Genomic DNA, 16,091 nt, shown 5'->3' on the forward strand with positions numbered 1-16,091 from the left:
GACGAAAAGCCGGCTTCACCTTTCGGCGAAGCCGGCTCGGGATTCCGCCTGATTGCGGCGGCAGCGGGCGAACGCGCCAGCCGCGGGTCCAGCACCCGGCCTGACGGCCGGGCCGGCAATCAGTACATGCGGGTCCGGCGCGTCGTGTCGCGGGACAGACGGCGCAGGTGACGCTTCACCGCGGCAGCGCGCTTACGCTTACGCTCCTGGGTCGGCTTTTCGTAAAATTCGCGCTTGCGCGTTTCGGCCAGAACGCCAGCCTTCTCGCACGTACGCTTGAAGCGGCGAAGGGCAAGCTCAAACGGCTCGTTCTCGCGGACTTTAACGCTCGGCATGGAAACTCCACTTGTTTAAACTGACCCGTCTACCCGGGTGAGCCGCGGATTATAACGTGATCGATTCGAAAAATTCAAAGCCCGTGTTGGGCGTGGAAACCTCCTGCGACGAGACGGGGGTGGCCCTGCTCCGCTGGGACCCGCAGCAGCCGGGCCGCGGCCTGCTTTCCCACGCGTTGTTCAGCCAGATCGCCCTGCACGCCGAATACGGCGGCGTGGTGCCCGAACTGGCCAGCCGCGACCACGTGCGCAAGCTGGTGCCGCTGGTACGCCAGGCCCTGAAGGATGCCGGCCTGGCGCCCGCGGACCTGGGCGGCGTCGCCTATACCGCCGGCCCCGGCCTGGTCGGGGCCCTTCTGGTGGGCGCCTCGGCGGCGCGTGCCATGGCCTGGGCCCTCGGCATCCCTGCCATCGGGGTCCATCACATGGAAGGGCACCTGCTGGCGCCCCTGCTGGAAGACGACCCCCCGGAGCCCCCGTTCGTGGCCCTGCTGGTCTCGGGCGGTCATTCCATGTTGGTGGCGGTGAAGGCCATCGGTGAGTACACCATCCTGGGCGACACCCTGGACGACGCGGCGGGCGAGGCGTTCGACAAGACCGCCAAGCTGATGGGCCTGCCGTACCCGGGTGGACCGGCCCTGGCCAGGCTGGCCGAGCAGGGCACGCCTGGCCGATTCCGCTTCTCCCGGCCCATGGTCGACCGGCCGGGCCTCGACTTCAGCTTCTCCGGCCTGAAGACCCAGGTACTGCTGGCGTGGCAGGCCTCCGACAAGACGGCGCAGACCCGCGCGGACATCGCACGGGCCTTCGAGGAGGCCATCGTCGACACGCTGGCGATCAAGTGCCGGCGCGCCCTGGAGGCCAGTGGCGCCCGGCGGCTGGTGATCGCCGGTGGCGTCGGCGCCAACAAGCGCCTGCGCGAGCAACTGGCGGACGCCGCGGCGAAGGACGGTTTCCGGGTGTATTTCCCGCGGATGGCCTTCTGTACCGACAACGGGGCCATGATCGCCCTGGCCGGCGCCATCCGCCTGGCCGCCGGCCAGCACCAGGACGCTACCATCGAAGTGCATCCGCGCTGGAGCCTGGAGAGCCTGCCCGCCGCATGACGCGTCGTTGCTTACGGTTGCACAAAAGGCATCCGTCGCCGACCCTGTAAGCCCTTCGCATCACCAGACACCCGCATGGATATCGTCTTCATCGAAGACCTGCGCATCGACGCGGTCATCGGCATCTACGACTGGGAACGCCGTATCCGGCAGACGCTGTCGTTCGACATCGAGATGGCCTTCGACAATCGCAAGCCGGCGGAAACCGACGACATCGAGCAGACGCTCAACTACAAGTCGGTCTCCAAACGCCTGCAGGCCTATGTCGAGGCGTCCAGTTTCGGCCTCGTCGAGACCCTGGCGGAACGTTGCGCGCAGATCGTCCGCGAGGAATTCGGCGTGGCCTGGGTGCGCCTGAAACTGTCCAAGCCCGGTGCCGTGCGCGGCGCGAAAGCCGTGGGTGTCCGCATCGAACGCGGCACCCGACCGGAATGATTCCCAAGGAGGCCCCGTTCAACGTCATGGAAGAGTTCCTCGCATCCCCCGAACTGAAACGGGTGGCCTTCGTCGCCGGCCTGTTCCTCGCGGCCTGGCTGGTCGGCCTGCTGGGCCGGGTGTTCCTGCATCGCGTAGTGCGCGTGGCCACCCGTCACACCGCCTGGCGCTGGGACGACGCCCTCTACGAATACGGTGCGTTCCGCTGGCTGGCGCGGATGCTCCCCGCCATCGTCGTCTACTACGGCATCGCCCTGTTCCTCTCGGTGGCCGACGACGACATGGGTGCCTTCATCCGCAACCTGGCCGTGTGCTGGATGATCGTCTGCGTGATCGCCGCGCTGGGTCGCGCCCTGATCGCCTTCGAATCGCTCTACAGCGCCACGCCGGCAGGCAAGCGTTCCATCAAGGGCGTCGTGCAGCTGATGCAGCTGGCCTTGTGGATCGTCGCGCTGGTGCTGGTCATCACCAAGCTCACCCACCAGAGCATCGGCCTGTTGCTGTCCGGCATCGGCGCCATGTCAGCTGTGCTGCTGCTGGTGTTCAAGGACACCATCCTCGGCTTCGTCGCCGGTATCCAGCTCAGCACCAACGACATGCTGCGCGTGGGCGACTGGATCACCATGGCCTCGGCCGGCGTCGATGGCGATGTCGTCGACATCACACTGCACACGGTGAAGGTGCGCAACTTCGATCGCACCATCGTGACCGTGCCCACCTGGCGCCTGATCGCGGAATCGTTCCAGAACTGGCGCGGCATGTCCGAATCGGGCGGCCGGCGGATCAAGCGGGAGTTGTTCATCGACGCCGCAGGCGTGCGTTTTCTCGAGGACGAGGAAATCGAACGCTTCGGCAAGGTGCACCTGCTCACCGGTTACCTCGCACGCAAGCGCGAGGACATCGCGCGGTGGAACGAGGCCCTGGGCGAGCCCGGCAAGCTGCCGGTCAATCGCCGCCGGCAGACCAATATCGGCGCCTTCCGCGCGTATGCCGATGCTTACCTCGCGGCCCATCCGGACGTGCACGACAGGATGACCCGCATGGTCCGCATGCGCGATCCGGGCGCGCTGGGCATCCCGCTGGAAATCTACGCGTTCACCAACACGGTGGTCTGGCTCGACTACGAGCGGATCCAGGCGGACATCTTCGACCACCTCATCGCCATCCTCCCCGAGTTCGGCCTGCATCCGTTCCAGCAGCCGTCAGGCGGCGACCTGCGCGAAGGTTTCGCGGCCCTGCGTGCGTCGTCCGCCGCGGCGATCGCACCGGGGGGCGACTGAATGGGGCGCGCCTACCTCAGCCTCGGTTCCAACATCGACGCCGCACGCTGGCTCGGCGCGGCGGTGAGGGAACTGCGTGCGCGGTTCGGCCCGCTGGACGTCTCGCCCGTCTACCGTAGCGCTGCCGTCGGCTTCGACGGTCCCGATTTCCTCAACCTTGCCGTGGCGATGGACAGCGACCTCGAGCCGGAGGCCCTGAACGACTGGCTACACGCGCTGGAGGACCGCCACGGGCGTGTCCGCGGCGGCGAGCGCTATGCGGACCGCACGCTCGATGTCGACATCGTGCTCTATGACGACCGGGTGCTGCGAGGGCCAGGGCACCTCGAGTTGCCGCGGGGCGAACTGCGCCATGCCTTCGTCCTCAAGCCGCTGGCCGATATCGCGCCGGCCGTGCGCCATCCGGTCGATGGGCGCACCCTCGGCGAATTGTGGTCAGCCTTCCCGGCAGACAGCGAGCCGCTGGCGCGGGACGAGGCCTGCACGGCGGCGGTCCAGGCGGGCGGCCGATGCGCCGGGTCATGACCACCCGCGGTGGCAGCGCGTCGGGCAAGGTGATACAACGCGTTCCACCTAAGGGGCTATAAGGAGCGGCAATGGGTAAGTTCGCACGCAGTTGGGCGCTGATGAAGGCGAGCGCCCGCATCCTCCGCCAGGACAAGGAACTGATGCTTTTCCCGCTGTTCGCGGGCATCGCGTCGCTGCTGGTGATCGCCACCTTCGCCTGGCCGGTCATCGCCATGATCGGCACCCACCATGCCGACTTCGAAGGGCAGCGCCGCCACGTCTCGCCGTTGTTCATGCTGGTCAGCTTCGCGTTCTATTTCGTGCAGTACAGCGTAGTCATCTTCTTCAACGTGGCGCTGGCCTCCGCTGCCATGATCCGCCTCGACGGCGGCAATCCGACGCTTGGCGACGGCCTTCGCGCCGCGCGCGGCAAGCTGCCGAACATCATCGGCTACGCACTCGTGGCCGCCACGGTGGGCATGATCCTGCGCGCCCTGCAAGAGCGCCTCGGGTTCGTCGGCCGCATCGTGGCCGGTGTGCTCGGCTTCGGCTGGACGGTCGCTACCTTCCTCGTCGTGCCGGTGCTGGCCGCCCAGGACATCGGCCCGGTGGACGCGGTGAAGCGCAGCACCTCGCTGCTGAAGCAGACCTGGGGCGAAAACCTCATCGGCAATGCCGGCATCGGCGTGGCTGGCGGCGTGCTCACCCTCTGCCTGCTGTTCGCCAGCGGCCTGCTGTTCTTCGGCGCGTTCGCCACGCACTCGGTGGCATTGATGGTCGCCGTCGGCGTCGCCGCCGTGATCGCCCTGGTCGCGCTCACGCTGTTCCAGTCGGCGATGCACGGGGTGTACTCCGCAGCGCTGTATCGGTTCGCTACCGAAGGCGATCCGGGGCAGGGCTTCGATCGGGCGCTGCTTGAATCGGCGTTCCGCCAGAAGAAGTGAGCCATGGCCCGATCCGCGCATCTTCCGATCAGGCAGGAAGCCCCGTGCGTGTGCTGCCCATTGCCGGATAAACGGATGGGTTTGACAGGCGATACCGGCCGCCTATAGTCGGTGTCGTCGGCGGTGGCCCTATCGCCGACGTGGAGTCCATTCGGCACGGCACCCCGCCGTGCGCCGGCTCAACTCAGATGGTCAACGCACGACCGCCATCGACCCGGATCACCTGGCCGGTGGTGTAGTGCGCATCTTTCAGCAGCCAGCGCACGGCTTCCGCGACATCCCGCGGGTCGCCCTTGCGGGCCATCGGTGTCTTGGCGAGCAAGGCATCGACCGCCTCATCCGGCTTGCCGGCCATCGGCCACAGGATGGCGCCCGGCGCTACGGCGTTCACGCGGACGTCCGGCGCCAGGTCCTTCGCCAGCGCCTGCGTCAGCATGACCAGCGCGGCCTTGGCCATCGAGTAGACGGTGTGTCCTCCCAGGGGGCGCTCCGCGTAGATGTCGACGATATTGACGATCGCCCCGCGTGCCTCGCGCAACGCCGGCGTGGCGGCCTGGGCCAGGAAGAACGGTCCGCGCGCGTTCGCGGCGAACAGGTCGTCCCAATGCGCCGGCGTGGTCTGGCCGATCGGCGTGGGGTAGAACGCCGAGGCATTGTTGACCAGGCCGTCGAGCCGGCCGAAGCGGGAAAGCACGGCGCCGATCAGCGCCTCGGGCGTGGCATCGTCTTCCAGTGCGCCGGCGAAGGTCGCGGCGCTGTCCGCGCGCACGCCGTTGAATTCCGCGGATAGCGCCTCGGCATCGGCGGCGGACCGGTGGTAGTGGATCGCCAGGGTGCAGCCGGCGGCATGCAGGTGCCGCGCGATCGCTGCGCCGACACGACGCGCGCCGCCGGTCACGAGAACAACGCTTTGCTGGTTCACACGACACTCCCTGTACGGCCGGTGGCGAGCTTGACGCAAACGCCGCGCGGCGTCACTTCCCGTCGGTGTCCGGTGCCATCGGCGCCATCGGCGGCTCGACGTCCTCGACATGCACCTCGCCGCTGAACAGCTCCATGGCGCTTTTGGCGACATGGTTGGTGTCGTAGTAGGCATACGCGCCCACGCCCATGGCGCCGACGATGGGCAGCCAGCGGGAGATGCCCTTGCCCACGGCGCGCTTGGACACGCTGACGCCGATGCGGCCGGCCACGCGCTGGAGCACGCCCCCGGCCGCCCGGCGGAACACCAGGCGGTCGCCGACGCGCATGGCGATGTCACGGAAAGCCTGCGCGGCGGTATGCCGGAACAGGCACCAGAGCATCTGTTCCCGGCCCAGGCTGGCCGTCTTGCCATAGGCCGCAGCGATATCGCTGACCAGCTGCCCCTGGATGCGCCAGATGGCGACCAGTTCCGGCAACACGGTAAGCCAGCCGACCGGGCCCGGGGGCAGGGCGAGCGACCCGGCGGTCAGGCCGGCCTTGCGGGCCGCGGCGGCGGCGAGCTGCTGGCACTTCTCTTCCACTGTGGCGGGCGAGGCAGCCGCCACGTCGCTTTCCGGGATATGGCTGACGAAGCTCAGGATGGCCCGGGTGACCGGGCTTTCGGTGCGGTCGGCGACCACGGCAATGATTTCTTTCGAGGTGGAGGTGGCGTCGTGCTTCGCCATCGGGGCAGTTCCATGGAATCGAGGGGACCATGGTCGCCTTGGGGGCGTGAGTCGTCCATGAAGCGGGTTCGCGGTATGCTTTGAGACAAATCTCAGGGCCGAAAGCGGTCTGAAAGGTCGAAACGCCATAGTCGCCGCACCGAAATTCCCCCTTGCTGCGCCTGTCGTCAGTAACGTTATAACATTCGTAAGAAGAGTCCCCGATGACCCCTGTTCGCCTCGCCTTCTGCATCGCGCTTGCCCTTTCCGCCGCGCCGGCCTTCGCCACCGACGAAGCGCCCCCGCAAAAAGCCACGAACCTGGGCGAGGTCGATGTCAATGCGCGCCTGGACGAGGCCCGTAACAGCCTGTCGCCGGACACGGGCAGCAGCCAGTACGTGATGAGCCGCCAGACGATCCAGGCGTTGCCCCTGGGCGATTCCACCCCGCTCAACCAGGTCGTGCTCCAGGCGCCGGGCGTGGTGCAGGATTCCTACGGCCAGCTGCACGTGCGTGGCGACCACGCCAACCTGCAGTACCGGATCGACGGCGTGCTGATCCCCGAGAGCATCGGCGGCTTCGGCCAGACGCTGGACACCCGCATGATCGACAGCGTGAAGCTGCTCACCGGCGCGTTGCCCGCGCAGTACGGCGAGCGCACCGCGGCCATCGTGGATATCACCACCCGTACGCCGAAGGATGGCGTCGGCGGCAGCGTCGGCATCACCGGTGGCCAGTTCGGCACCGTGAACCCCAATGCGACCCTGTTCGGCAAGAAGGACGACTGGAGCTTCTTCCTGACGGCCAACTACCTGAAGAACGATGTCGGCATCGAGAACCCGACCGCCAGCCGCAACGCCATCCACGACCACACCAACCAGGTGAAGGCATTCGGCGACGTTTCCTACCTCATCAACAACGACACGCGCATCAGCTTCATGTTCGGCGCGACCAACAACCGCTTCGAGATCCCCAACAACCCGGGGCAGACGCCGCAGTTCGGCTACCTGGACGTCACCAACTTCGATTCCGCGCAGCTCGACGAGCGCCAGCAGGAAAAGACCCGGTTCGGCGTGCTCAGCCTGCAGGGCAAGATGGGCGACACCGCTTACCAGGTCTCGGCCGGTGAGCGTTACAGCAGCCTGGACTTCACGCCCGACGACATCGGTGACCTGATGTTCAACGGCGTCGCTTCGGACGTGCGCCGCGCGAACCGCGCCACCACGCTGCAGGCGGATTTCGCCACGCCGCTGGGTGACAGCCATACCCTCCGCTACGGCATTTACGGCGAGTTCGAGCGCGCCACGTCGACCAACAACGCCCTGGTGTTCCCGGCCGACGGCGACGGCAACCAGACCTCCACCACGCCGCTGAACATCCTCGACAGCAGCCGCATCCTGGCGCGCACGTACGCGCTCTACCTGCAGGACGAGTGGAGCATCGGCGATAAGTGGACGGTGAACTACGGCGTGCGCGCCGACAAGTACAACGCGTTCAAGCCGGAAAGCCAGCTCAGCCCGCGCCTGGGCGTGGTCTACCAGCCGGTGGACGGCACCACGATCCACGCCGGCTACTCGCGTTACTTCACGCCGCCGGCCAGCGAGTCGATCAGCCCCACCTCGATCGCCAAGTTCGTCGGCACGACCAACGCGCTGCCGGACAACGGCAACGACACGCCGCTGGCCGAGCGCAGCAGCTACTACGACGTGGGTATCTCGCAGAAGCTGGGCACGCAGTGGACCGTGGGCCTGGACAGCTACCGGCGCAACGTGTCGCGCATCCAGGATGAAGGGCAGTTCGGTGCCGCTGTCGTCTATTCGACCTTCAACTACGACCAGGGCAAGGTCAAGGGCGACGAGCTGACCGTCAACTACGACGGTGGCGCGCTGACCGCCTACTTCAACTTCTCGTACAACCGCTCGGTGGGCAAGCGCATCATCACCGGCCAGTACAACTTCGCTCCGGACGACCTGGCCTACATCCAGGACCACTTCATCCACCTCGACCACGACCAGAAGTACACCTCGTCGGGCGGCATCAGCTACGCGTTCGACGACAGCACACGCATCGGGGCGAACTACCTGTTCGGCTCGGGCCTGCGTCGCGACGGCATCGTCCCCAACGGCGACACCATGCCGGCGTACTTCCAGCTCAACCTGAGCGTGGCGCACGACTTCAACCTGACCAGCGTGGGCGCGACACACGCGCAGTTCGCCCTGGTCAACGCGCTGGATCGCACCTACCAGCTGCGTGACGGCTCGGGCATCGGCGTGGGCGCACCGCAGTTCGGGCCGCGCCGTGGCGTGTTCCTCTCGCTGCAGCAGGACTTCTGAGTCCTCACATCGAGGTGACCATGCGGTCATGCCTTCCATTATCCTGAAGGCATGACCGCCAAGCTTCCCGATCCCGGCGCCGACGAGCGCGCCCACTCCGACCATCTGTCCGCCCTGCTCCGCGAGGAGATCGCGAGCCACGGTCCCATGCCGTTCTCCCGTTTCATGGAGCGGTGCCTCTACGCGCCGGGCCTGGGTTACTACAGCGCAGGCAAGACCAAGTTCGGTGCGGATGGCGATTTCGTCACCGCGCCGGAACTGGGCACGCTGTTCGCCCGCTGTGTCGTCCGCGCGTTCGAACCGGTACTGGCCTCGCTGGGGCCGGAGGCCGATGTGCTCGAGATCGGCGGCGGCAGCGGCGCCTTCGCCGAAGCGGCACTGCGCGCCCTGGATGCCGCCGGCCGTGCGCCGCGACGGTTCATGATCCTGGAACCCAGCGCTGACCTGCGCGAGCGACAGCGCGAGCGGCTGCAGGCCACCCTGCCGGCCGATGTGGCCGCACGTGTGAGCTGGCTGGACGGTCCGCTGGAAACGGAGTGGGAGGGCGTGATCTTCGCGAATGAAGTCATCGATGCCCTGCCGACCACACGGATCACGGCCCGCGAGGGCGAAATCTACGAAGAGCACGTGGTGCTCGACGGCGAGGGCCGGTTCATGCGCAGCGATCGACCGGCGGATGCCCTGGTCCGCGGCGCCGTGCGCCATGTAGAGCGCGACCTGGGCCGCGACTTCGCCGATGGCTACCGCACCGAGATCCTGCCGCAGCTGCCGTACTGGATGCAGGCGGTGGCCGGCACGCTGCGTCGTGGCGCGATGCTCTTCGTCGACTACGGCTACACCCGCGGGGAGTTCTACCTGCCCGAGCGCACCGACGGCACGTTGCGCGCGTTCTATCGCCATCGTGCCCACAACGACGCCTTCCACCTGCCGGGCCTGCAGGACCTGACCGCATCGGTGGACTTCACGGCGCTGGCGGAGGCGGGCAACAACGCGGGGTTCGGCGTGGCCGCCTACCTGTCGCAGGCGCGGTTCCTGATCGCCGCTGGCTTGCAGGACGTTTTCGAGGACGACTACCTGGCTCTGACCGACGAAGCGGCGCGCTTCCGGTTGTCACAGGAAGTAAAGAAGCTGACCTTGCCCGACCAGATGGGCGAGCGCTTCCAGGTGATGATGTTCGCCAGGGACATCGACCCGGGCGTGTTGCCGGCCGAGGTGATGGCGGCGGACCAGGGCTCCCGTCTGTAAGTCTCGCCGGACCGGGCGTCAGGCGGTAGGGCGGGGCACGGCGGCGATGGCCGCGGCCTGGGCTTTCTTCATCGCCTCGCCGATGGCGGGGCCCTGCAAGCCCCGTTCGACGAAGGGCTGTGAGGTGACGGCCGCAGCCGCGGTGCGGCAGCTGCGCAGGAAGTCGGCCTGCGGATAGGGCGCATCGGCACTACCGGCGCGTCCACGTTTGTCGGCCATGCAGGCGAGCAGGAACGTCTCCAGGCGCTCCGGTCGGCGCAGGGCGCCCAGGGCATCGAGCAGGCGGAGGACGGTGGTCGGCTTCAGTTCGAACGCCATGTGCGCGTTGAGGTGGTGCTTGCAGACCATCTCGGCCATGAAGGCGTATTCCGCAGGCACCTTCAGCCGGGCGGATAGTTCGCGAACGGGCTCGACGCCCCGCTGCTCGTGCATGATGTGCCGGGGCAGCACATGCGCCGGTGTCAGGGCCTTGCCCAGGTCGTGGGTCAGCGCGCACCAGCCGACCAGCGCATCACCCGGGGCCAGCACCGCCGCGGCATCCAGCACCATTTGCACGTGGATACCCGTATCGATTTCGGGGTGGTATTCCGGCCGCTGGGGGACGCCGTAGAGCGCATCCACCTCGGGAAACAGCAGGCGCAGGGCGCCGGTGTCCCGCAGCACCTGCAGGAACACCGACGGCCGGGGTTCGGCCAGTGCCTTGCGCGTTTCGGTCCACACGCGCTCGGGCACGAGGTGATCCACCTCGCCGTCGTCCACCATGCGCCGCATCAGCGCCAGGGTATCGTCGGCGACCGTGAAGCCCAGCGGGGCATATCGCGCTGCGAAACGCGCGACGCGCAGCAGCCGTACCGGATCTTCCGCGAAGGCCGACGAGACATGCCTGAGCGTACGCGTGCGGATATCGTCGACCCCGCCGAACGGATCCACCAGGTTGCCGTCGTCGCGCTGGGCGATGGCGTTGATGGTCAGGTCGCGGCGCTCGAGATCCTGTTCGACGGTGACGCCGGGATCCGCGTGGAACGCGAAGCCGTGGTAGCCGCGGCCCGTCTTGCGCTCCGTGCGCGCCAGCGCGTATTCCTCCTTCGTCTGCCCATGCAGGAAGACGGGGAAATCCTTGCCGACCGGCTTGAAGCCGGCGGCGAGCATGTCGTCCGGGGTTGCCCCCACGACGACCCAGTCGCGATCCACCACGGGGCGGCCGAGCAACTGATCGCGGACCGCGCCGCCAACGAGGTAGATCTCCATCGGCGTGTCAGGGGCGGCGCTTGGTGCGCGCCTCGTCCAGCCGCCGCTGGCGGACGGGTTGGCCCAACAGACGAGGCAACCAGGCGGCGAACGACTGGGGTGCGATGCCGAGCTGGGCCAGGCCGTCGACCTTGCCGACGGAATCCGTACGCAGCGAGAGGAAATTGTCCGGAGTGAAGGGCTTGCCTGGCACGAACTGCGCGAACTGCGCCTGCAGGCGACCCAGGCTGTCGGGCATGGGAAGGACCACGCGGCGGCGGCCGCGTGCATCCCGGATGGCGCGAACGATGTCGATCAGGGTCCAGGTCTCCCGCCCGTACAGCTCGAAGGTACGCAGCAGGCTGGCGGAGGGCGTGGCGACCGAGCGGGCGATCGCTTCGGCGACGTCGCCGACGTATACCGGCGCCATTTTCGCCTGCGGCCGTGGCAGCGGAATGACCGGCGCCAGGCGCAGGAGGGCGTCGAACCGACTGACCAGGCCGTCGCCCGGCCCGAAGATGGTGCTGGGCTGGTAAAGCGTCCAGTCCAGCGTGGATGCCTTGACCAGGGCTTCGGCCTCGCCGCGGGAGCGGAGGTATTTCGATAGCCCCTGGCCGGCCTTGAGCGAGCTCATCTGGTGCAGGCGGTGGACGCCTGTGGCCTGGCAGGCCTCGATGACGAGACGCGTCAGGCCCACGTGGGCGCGCTCAAACGTGTTCCGGCCACTCTCGCTGAGGATACCGACAAGGTTGATGACGGCATCTGCGCCGGCGATGTGCCGCCGCAGGGCCGCGGGATCGTAGACATCCGCGGTGACGGTGGTGACCTGACGTCCTACCGCGCTGTGCCGGCGCGCCTCGCGGTTGCGGGAGAGCAGCAGGAGGGAGTGCCCGTCGGCCGCGAGCCGGGGAACCAGCGTGCTGCCGACGAAGCCGGTGCCGCCGAGGATGACGATGCGTTGAGCGTTCATGAGTTCAGCCTAGGCCGCCTGGCGCTCGACGCCAAGCGGATCAGCTCTGGGGTTCCTGAGGGGCCGGGGCGGATGTCGCCTCGGCGGGTGCCGGCTGTGAGACGGCGGGAGCTGTCGGTGGCGTGGGGCGGGTCACGGCGGGCGCCGGGCAGGCCACCGTCTTGCGGACGGCACCTGCCGACGGAAGCGAATAAGACGTGCCGAAGCGGGTCATGCGCGAGCCGATCGGCAGGGCATTGCCGGTCAGGCGCCAGTCGTAGATCACGGCGAAGGCCATGACGCGAGCGACGTATTCGCGGGTTTCCTTGTAAGGAATGCTGGCGACGAACAGGTCGGGGTCAAGCGTGCCGCGCGCGCTCACCCACTGGTCGACCTTGTTCGGCCCCGCGTTGTACGCGGCGCTGGCCAGCCACGGCGCACCGTTGTAGCGCGCCGCCATCTGGGCGAGGTAGCGCGTGCCGAGGATGATGTTGGTGGTGGGCTCGTAGAGGCTGTCGCCCCCGTTCCATGCCAGGCCGTTGCGCTTGGCCACCAGCGAAGCCGTGCCGGGCAGCAGCTGCATGAGCCCGCGCGCGTCGGCGCCCGAGCGTGCATCGGTCATCCATGCGCTCTCGGCGCGGATGATCGCGTAGGCCCAGGGTGCTTCGATGCCCGCCTGGCTGGCCTGCTCGACCACGCCGTCCTGGCGTGCCAGCGGAAAGCGCTGCTCGTACAGGCGCAGGGCATCGCCGGACGACAGCGCGAACACCGCGCGGTCGTACCAGCCCTTGCGGAAGGCCAGGTCCACGGCGAGTCGCTGGGTGTCGGCATCGCGTCCGGCCAGCGCGGCCGTCCACTCGCGGCGGGCGTACTTCTGCATGCCCACGGCGTAGAGTTCGAACGCGCGGTCCAGGCCCGGCTCCGCCAGCAGCGAGGCCTCGCGACGCTCGTCGGTGGCCATGGAGGCCGGACAGATCGCATAGGACGCATCGAGCCGGTCGGCGGCGAGGAAGCCGAAGTACGTCGCCTCCTGTGCCACGTTCTGGTAGATAGCCCGCGCTTCCGCCTGCCGGTTCAACCGCCCCAGCACCAGTGCCCGGAAATAACGCCACTCGCCGTCGTCTTTCTGCGCGGGCGACAGGGCATCGAGGGCGGTCAGCGCCGCCGGCCAGTCCTGCCTGGCCAGCGCGACGCGCACCCGCCATTCGCGTGTCGCGTCGGTCTGGGCACCCGCCGGCAGCGCCGCCAGCCGGTCCAGCGCGGATTCGTCGAAGTCGGTGGCGTGGAACAGCGCGAGGGCGTTGAGGACGGCACCCTTCTGTTGCTCGCTCAGGGCGAAGCGGGGGGCCAGGGTGGTCCAGGCGCTGTCGGCCACGGTGGACTGCTTGCGCGCCATGCGCTGCAGGGCAAGCGTCACGGCCTGGCGGCCGCGCGGCGTGTCGGGCCACGTGGCCGCGTCGCGCAGCGCGCCATTGGGATCGTTCAGTGCCTTGGCGATGCGCTGGGCCGCCGCGGCATCGTCGGCCGGCAGCCAGCCGGCCAGAGCGGCGACAGTGCCGCCCTTGCCCGCCTCGGCCGCGGTCTGGATGCGTGTCCACAGGCGATCCGGCGTCAGCAGGCCCTGGTCGTGCGCCGCACCGAGCACCGGGTCGCAGGCGTCGGGCAGGCTGGCCTTCTTCCACAGGTCCGCCAGGTCGGTCGCGAACACCAGCGGCTCGCCACGGGACAGCTTGGCCTGGAGGGCGAAGCAGCTCAGCGCGTCGCCGAGCCCCGGCTGGTACATCGCGGTGAAGGTGGCCCAGTCCTTGCGGCGGGCGAGTTCGGTGAGGAAATCGCGGCGAAGGTCGCTTGCGGGGATCAGCCCGCGATTGGCATTGAGGTAAGCCTCGACGCGTGCGCGATCGAGGGTGCGCAGGTCGTGCTCGAGGGCGGCTGCCTCGAGGTAGGGGAACAAGGCATAGTGTTCGAGGCCGCCGGCCTGGGCACGCCACGCGTCGCCGCCCTGCTGGGCGACGGCATAGGCCTGGCGAAAACGCGCGCGCTCGGCGTCGGTACCCTCGGCCGAAGCGCCCAGCGTGACGGCGAGGCCACAGGCGGCAAGGGCGAGACCGGCCATGAGGCGGAACGAGCGGACGCTGCGTCGTAGTGCCTTCGGGGCGAAGACCATCGGGATTCCTTCACGGGTGCTTACACGACGATTGTAAGCGAAGCGGGTGCGCAGGCTTGATGAACGCTGCGCACGGGAGGCATCGCTCCGGCCCGTGCGGGTCCGCTAAGCTTGGACGGTTTCCTCCTTTACGCTCTGGCAACTGGAACGGCATGCCGCCCCATCTCTCCCATGCGCGCCTGGCGCGACCCTTCGCCTGGCTCATCCTTGCCCTGGCCGTCGTCCTCGGTGCGGGGTACTGGTTCGTCCTCGGCCGCCCGATCGCCCTGCCGGACTCACCGACGGCCAAGATTGCCTGTGTGTCCTACGCGCCGTTCCGCCTGAAGGGCGAAACGCCGTTCGACATCCATGCGTTCATTCCCCCCGAGCGCATCGACGCCGACCTCAAGGCGTTGTCCACGCGTTTCGATTGCGTACGTACGTATTCGATGGGCCAGGGCCTGGGGGCTGTTCCCGATCTTGCGGGCCGCTACGGCATGAAGGTGCTGATGGGCATCTGGCTGGGTCGCGATCCGGCCGCGAACGAGCGAGAGATCCAGCTGGGTCTTGCGGCGGCGCGGCGCGATCACGACAGCCTGCGCGGCATCGTGGTGGGTAACGAGGTGCTGCTACGCGGCGAACTGTCGGAGAAGGAACTGGCCGGCTACATCGCGCGGGTGAACAAGGCCACGGACGTTCCGGTGACCTACGCCGACGTGTGGGAGTTCTGGCAGAAGCATCCCGCGCTGGCCAAGGCGACGGATTACCTCACCATCCACATCCTGCCGTACTGGGAAGACCAGCCGGTGGCGCCCGAGGACGCGGTGCGCCATGTCGCGGACGTGTACCAGAAGATGAAGCGTGAGTTTCCGGGCAAGGCCATCATGATCGGCGAGACCGGCTGGCCCAGCGAGGGCCGCACGCGTCGCGACGCCAACGCCAGCCTGGTCAACGAAGCGCGCTACATGCGCGAATTCCTGAACTACGCGGCGACGGTGGACATGCCGTACAACGTCATCGAGGCCTTCGACCAGCCGTGGAAGCGCGACCTGGAAGGCACGGTGGGCGGCTACTGGGGCATTTTCGACGCGGATGCCGAACCCAAGTTCGCCATGCAGGGCCCCATCGTCGAAGAGCCGCGCTGGACGTGGGCCATCGCCGCGGGTGGTTTGATGGCGCTGGTCTTCGTGGCGGCGGGTGCGGTACGTCGCCGCTGGCGGGGGGTATCGGGCTGGGCGGCGCTCGCGTTCGCCGGCTTCGCCACGGGCACCGCGCTGGCCGCCCACTTGCGGCTGCTGTCGTTCGCCGCGCGCAACGACGTGGAGTGGACGGTCGGCATCGTCATCGGTTTGCTGGCGCTGCTCACCGCCGTGTCGCTGTCGCGAACCATCGCGGCGCGCTTGGCCTCGCCGGTGGATCCTGCCGCGGTAGCGCCGCGCCCCGTGGAGCGTCGGCGCCTCGGCATCGCCTGGTCCGACGCATTCACGCCGCAGCGTTTCTTCTGGATGTTCGTCCTCACGCTCTACGGCATCCTGCTGGTGTTCAACGGACGCTACCGCGACTTTCCCATCGGCCTGTTCGCGCTGCCGTGCATCGGGTTCCTCGTGCTCGGCGTGCTGCGCACGCGCAACGACACGCTGATGCCCCTGGTGGAGGAACGCTTGCTGGCCGTGTGGTTGCCGCTGCTGGCGGTGGCCGTCGTGGTCCAGGAGCAGGGCGCGAACGCCGTGTCGTGGGGCTGGCTGGTACTCAACCTGGCGATGGCGCTACCGGTGCTGAGCGCCTGGCGCCGCGCGCGCCTGCCCGAGCCCGATACCAACGTGTAGGAGCGCACGATGTGCGCGATGGGGATGCCTCTTCGCCGCTTCGTTGGCTTTTCGCGCACATCGTGCGCTCCTACGCGTGGCTTTTCGCGCACATCGTGCGCTCCTACGCGTGGCTTTTCGCGCACATCGT

At 68.2% G+C, this 16,091-nt stretch carries 14 protein-coding genes; 8 read left to right on the forward strand and 6 right to left on the reverse strand.

Annotation, left to right across the window (positions count from 1 at the left end; genetic code table 11):
• Positions 1-119 precede the first annotated feature (119 nt).
• Entirely contained in the window at positions 120-335 is a 216-nt protein-coding gene (gene rpsU, locus ACVKN3_RS14620; RefSeq protein ID WP_029213735.1) for a 30S ribosomal protein S21, read from the reverse strand.
• Positions 336-418: 83 nt separating this feature from the next.
• On the opposite strand from rpsU, the gene tsaD reads away from it, so the two are divergent.
• From tsaD to ACVKN3_RS14645, 5 genes are all read left to right on the forward strand, one after another.
• Positions 419-1,441 (forward strand): tRNA (adenosine(37)-N6)-threonylcarbamoyltransferase complex transferase subunit TsaD, encoded by a 1,023-nt coding sequence (gene tsaD / locus ACVKN3_RS14625; RefSeq protein ID WP_285403081.1) that lies wholly within the window; start codon positions 419-421, stop codon positions 1,439-1,441.
• Between the two features lie 75 nt (positions 1,442-1,516).
• The gene (gene folB, locus ACVKN3_RS14630; protein ID WP_285402797.1) at positions 1,517-1,876 is read left to right on the forward strand and encodes a dihydroneopterin aldolase; all 360 of its coding nucleotides are present in this window, start codon (positions 1,517-1,519) and stop codon (positions 1,874-1,876) included.
• Positions 1,873-3,156: a mechanosensitive ion channel family protein gene (locus ACVKN3_RS14635; protein ID WP_354516136.1), complete on the forward strand. Its 1,284-nt coding sequence runs from the start codon at positions 1,873-1,875 to the stop codon at positions 3,154-3,156. The genes folB and ACVKN3_RS14635 overlap by 4 nt, the downstream gene beginning before the upstream one ends.
• A complete protein-coding gene (gene folK, locus ACVKN3_RS14640; protein WP_285402801.1) occupies positions 3,157-3,681 on the forward strand; it encodes a 2-amino-4-hydroxy-6-hydroxymethyldihydropteridine diphosphokinase in 525 nt (174 codons plus the stop codon). It abuts the gene before it with no gap.
• A 71-nt stretch (positions 3,682-3,752) separates the two neighbouring features.
• The gene (locus tag ACVKN3_RS14645) at positions 3,753-4,607 is read left to right on the forward strand and encodes a DUF6159 family protein (protein ID WP_354516134.1); all 855 of its coding nucleotides are present in this window, start codon (positions 3,753-3,755) and stop codon (positions 4,605-4,607) included.
• A gap of 184 nt (positions 4,608-4,791) precedes the next feature.
• Here ACVKN3_RS14645 and ACVKN3_RS14650 read toward each other — a convergent pair whose 3' ends face one another.
• Both ACVKN3_RS14650 and ACVKN3_RS14655 read right to left on the reverse strand, forming a co-directional pair.
• Positions 4,792-5,529, reverse strand: coding sequence for a pteridine reductase (locus ACVKN3_RS14650; protein WP_354516132.1), 738 nt, complete (start codon positions 5,527-5,529; stop codon positions 4,792-4,794).
• Between the two features lie 52 nt (positions 5,530-5,581).
• Complete coding sequence (locus tag ACVKN3_RS14655; RefSeq protein WP_354516130.1) at positions 5,582-6,256, reverse strand: hypothetical protein; 675 nt, start codon at positions 6,254-6,256, stop codon at positions 5,582-5,584.
• Positions 6,257-6,459: 203 nt separating this feature from the next.
• Here ACVKN3_RS14655 and ACVKN3_RS14660 point away from each other — a divergent pair, with 203 nt between their 5' ends.
• Positions 6,460-8,568, forward strand: a complete 2,109-nt coding sequence (locus ACVKN3_RS14660; protein WP_285402810.1) for a TonB-dependent receptor — start codon at positions 6,460-6,462, stop codon at positions 8,566-8,568.
• Between the two features lie 51 nt (positions 8,569-8,619).
• Positions 8,620-9,813: a class I SAM-dependent methyltransferase gene (locus ACVKN3_RS14665; protein WP_285402812.1), complete on the forward strand. Its 1,194-nt coding sequence runs from the start codon at positions 8,620-8,622 to the stop codon at positions 9,811-9,813.
• An 18-nt stretch (positions 9,814-9,831) separates the two neighbouring features.
• Here the strand turns inward: ACVKN3_RS14665 and ACVKN3_RS14670 are convergent, their stop codons facing one another.
• The 3 genes from ACVKN3_RS14670 to ACVKN3_RS14680 are packed head-to-tail and all read right to left on the reverse strand — an operon-like array spanning position 9,832 to position 14,156.
• The gene (locus tag ACVKN3_RS14670) at positions 9,832-11,061 is read right to left on the reverse strand and encodes a multifunctional CCA addition/repair protein (protein ID WP_285402814.1); all 1,230 of its coding nucleotides are present in this window, start codon (positions 11,059-11,061) and stop codon (positions 9,832-9,834) included.
• A 7-nt stretch (positions 11,062-11,068) separates the two neighbouring features.
• A complete protein-coding gene (locus ACVKN3_RS14675; protein WP_285402815.1) occupies positions 11,069-12,010 on the reverse strand; it encodes a complex I NDUFA9 subunit family protein in 942 nt (313 codons plus the stop codon).
• Between the two features lie 40 nt (positions 12,011-12,050).
• The gene (locus ACVKN3_RS14680) at positions 12,051-14,156 is read right to left on the reverse strand and encodes a transglycosylase SLT domain-containing protein (protein ID WP_354516127.1); all 2,106 of its coding nucleotides are present in this window, start codon (positions 14,154-14,156) and stop codon (positions 12,051-12,053) included.
• 152 nt (positions 14,157-14,308) lie between these two features.
• On the opposite strand from ACVKN3_RS14680, the gene ACVKN3_RS14685 reads away from it, so the two are divergent.
• The gene (locus ACVKN3_RS14685) at positions 14,309-15,961 is read left to right on the forward strand and encodes a glycoside hydrolase family 17 protein (protein WP_354516125.1); all 1,653 of its coding nucleotides are present in this window, start codon (positions 14,309-14,311) and stop codon (positions 15,959-15,961) included.
• Positions 15,962-16,091 lie beyond the last annotated feature (130 nt).

This window comes from Luteibacter sp. PvP120 (assembly GCF_054055715.1).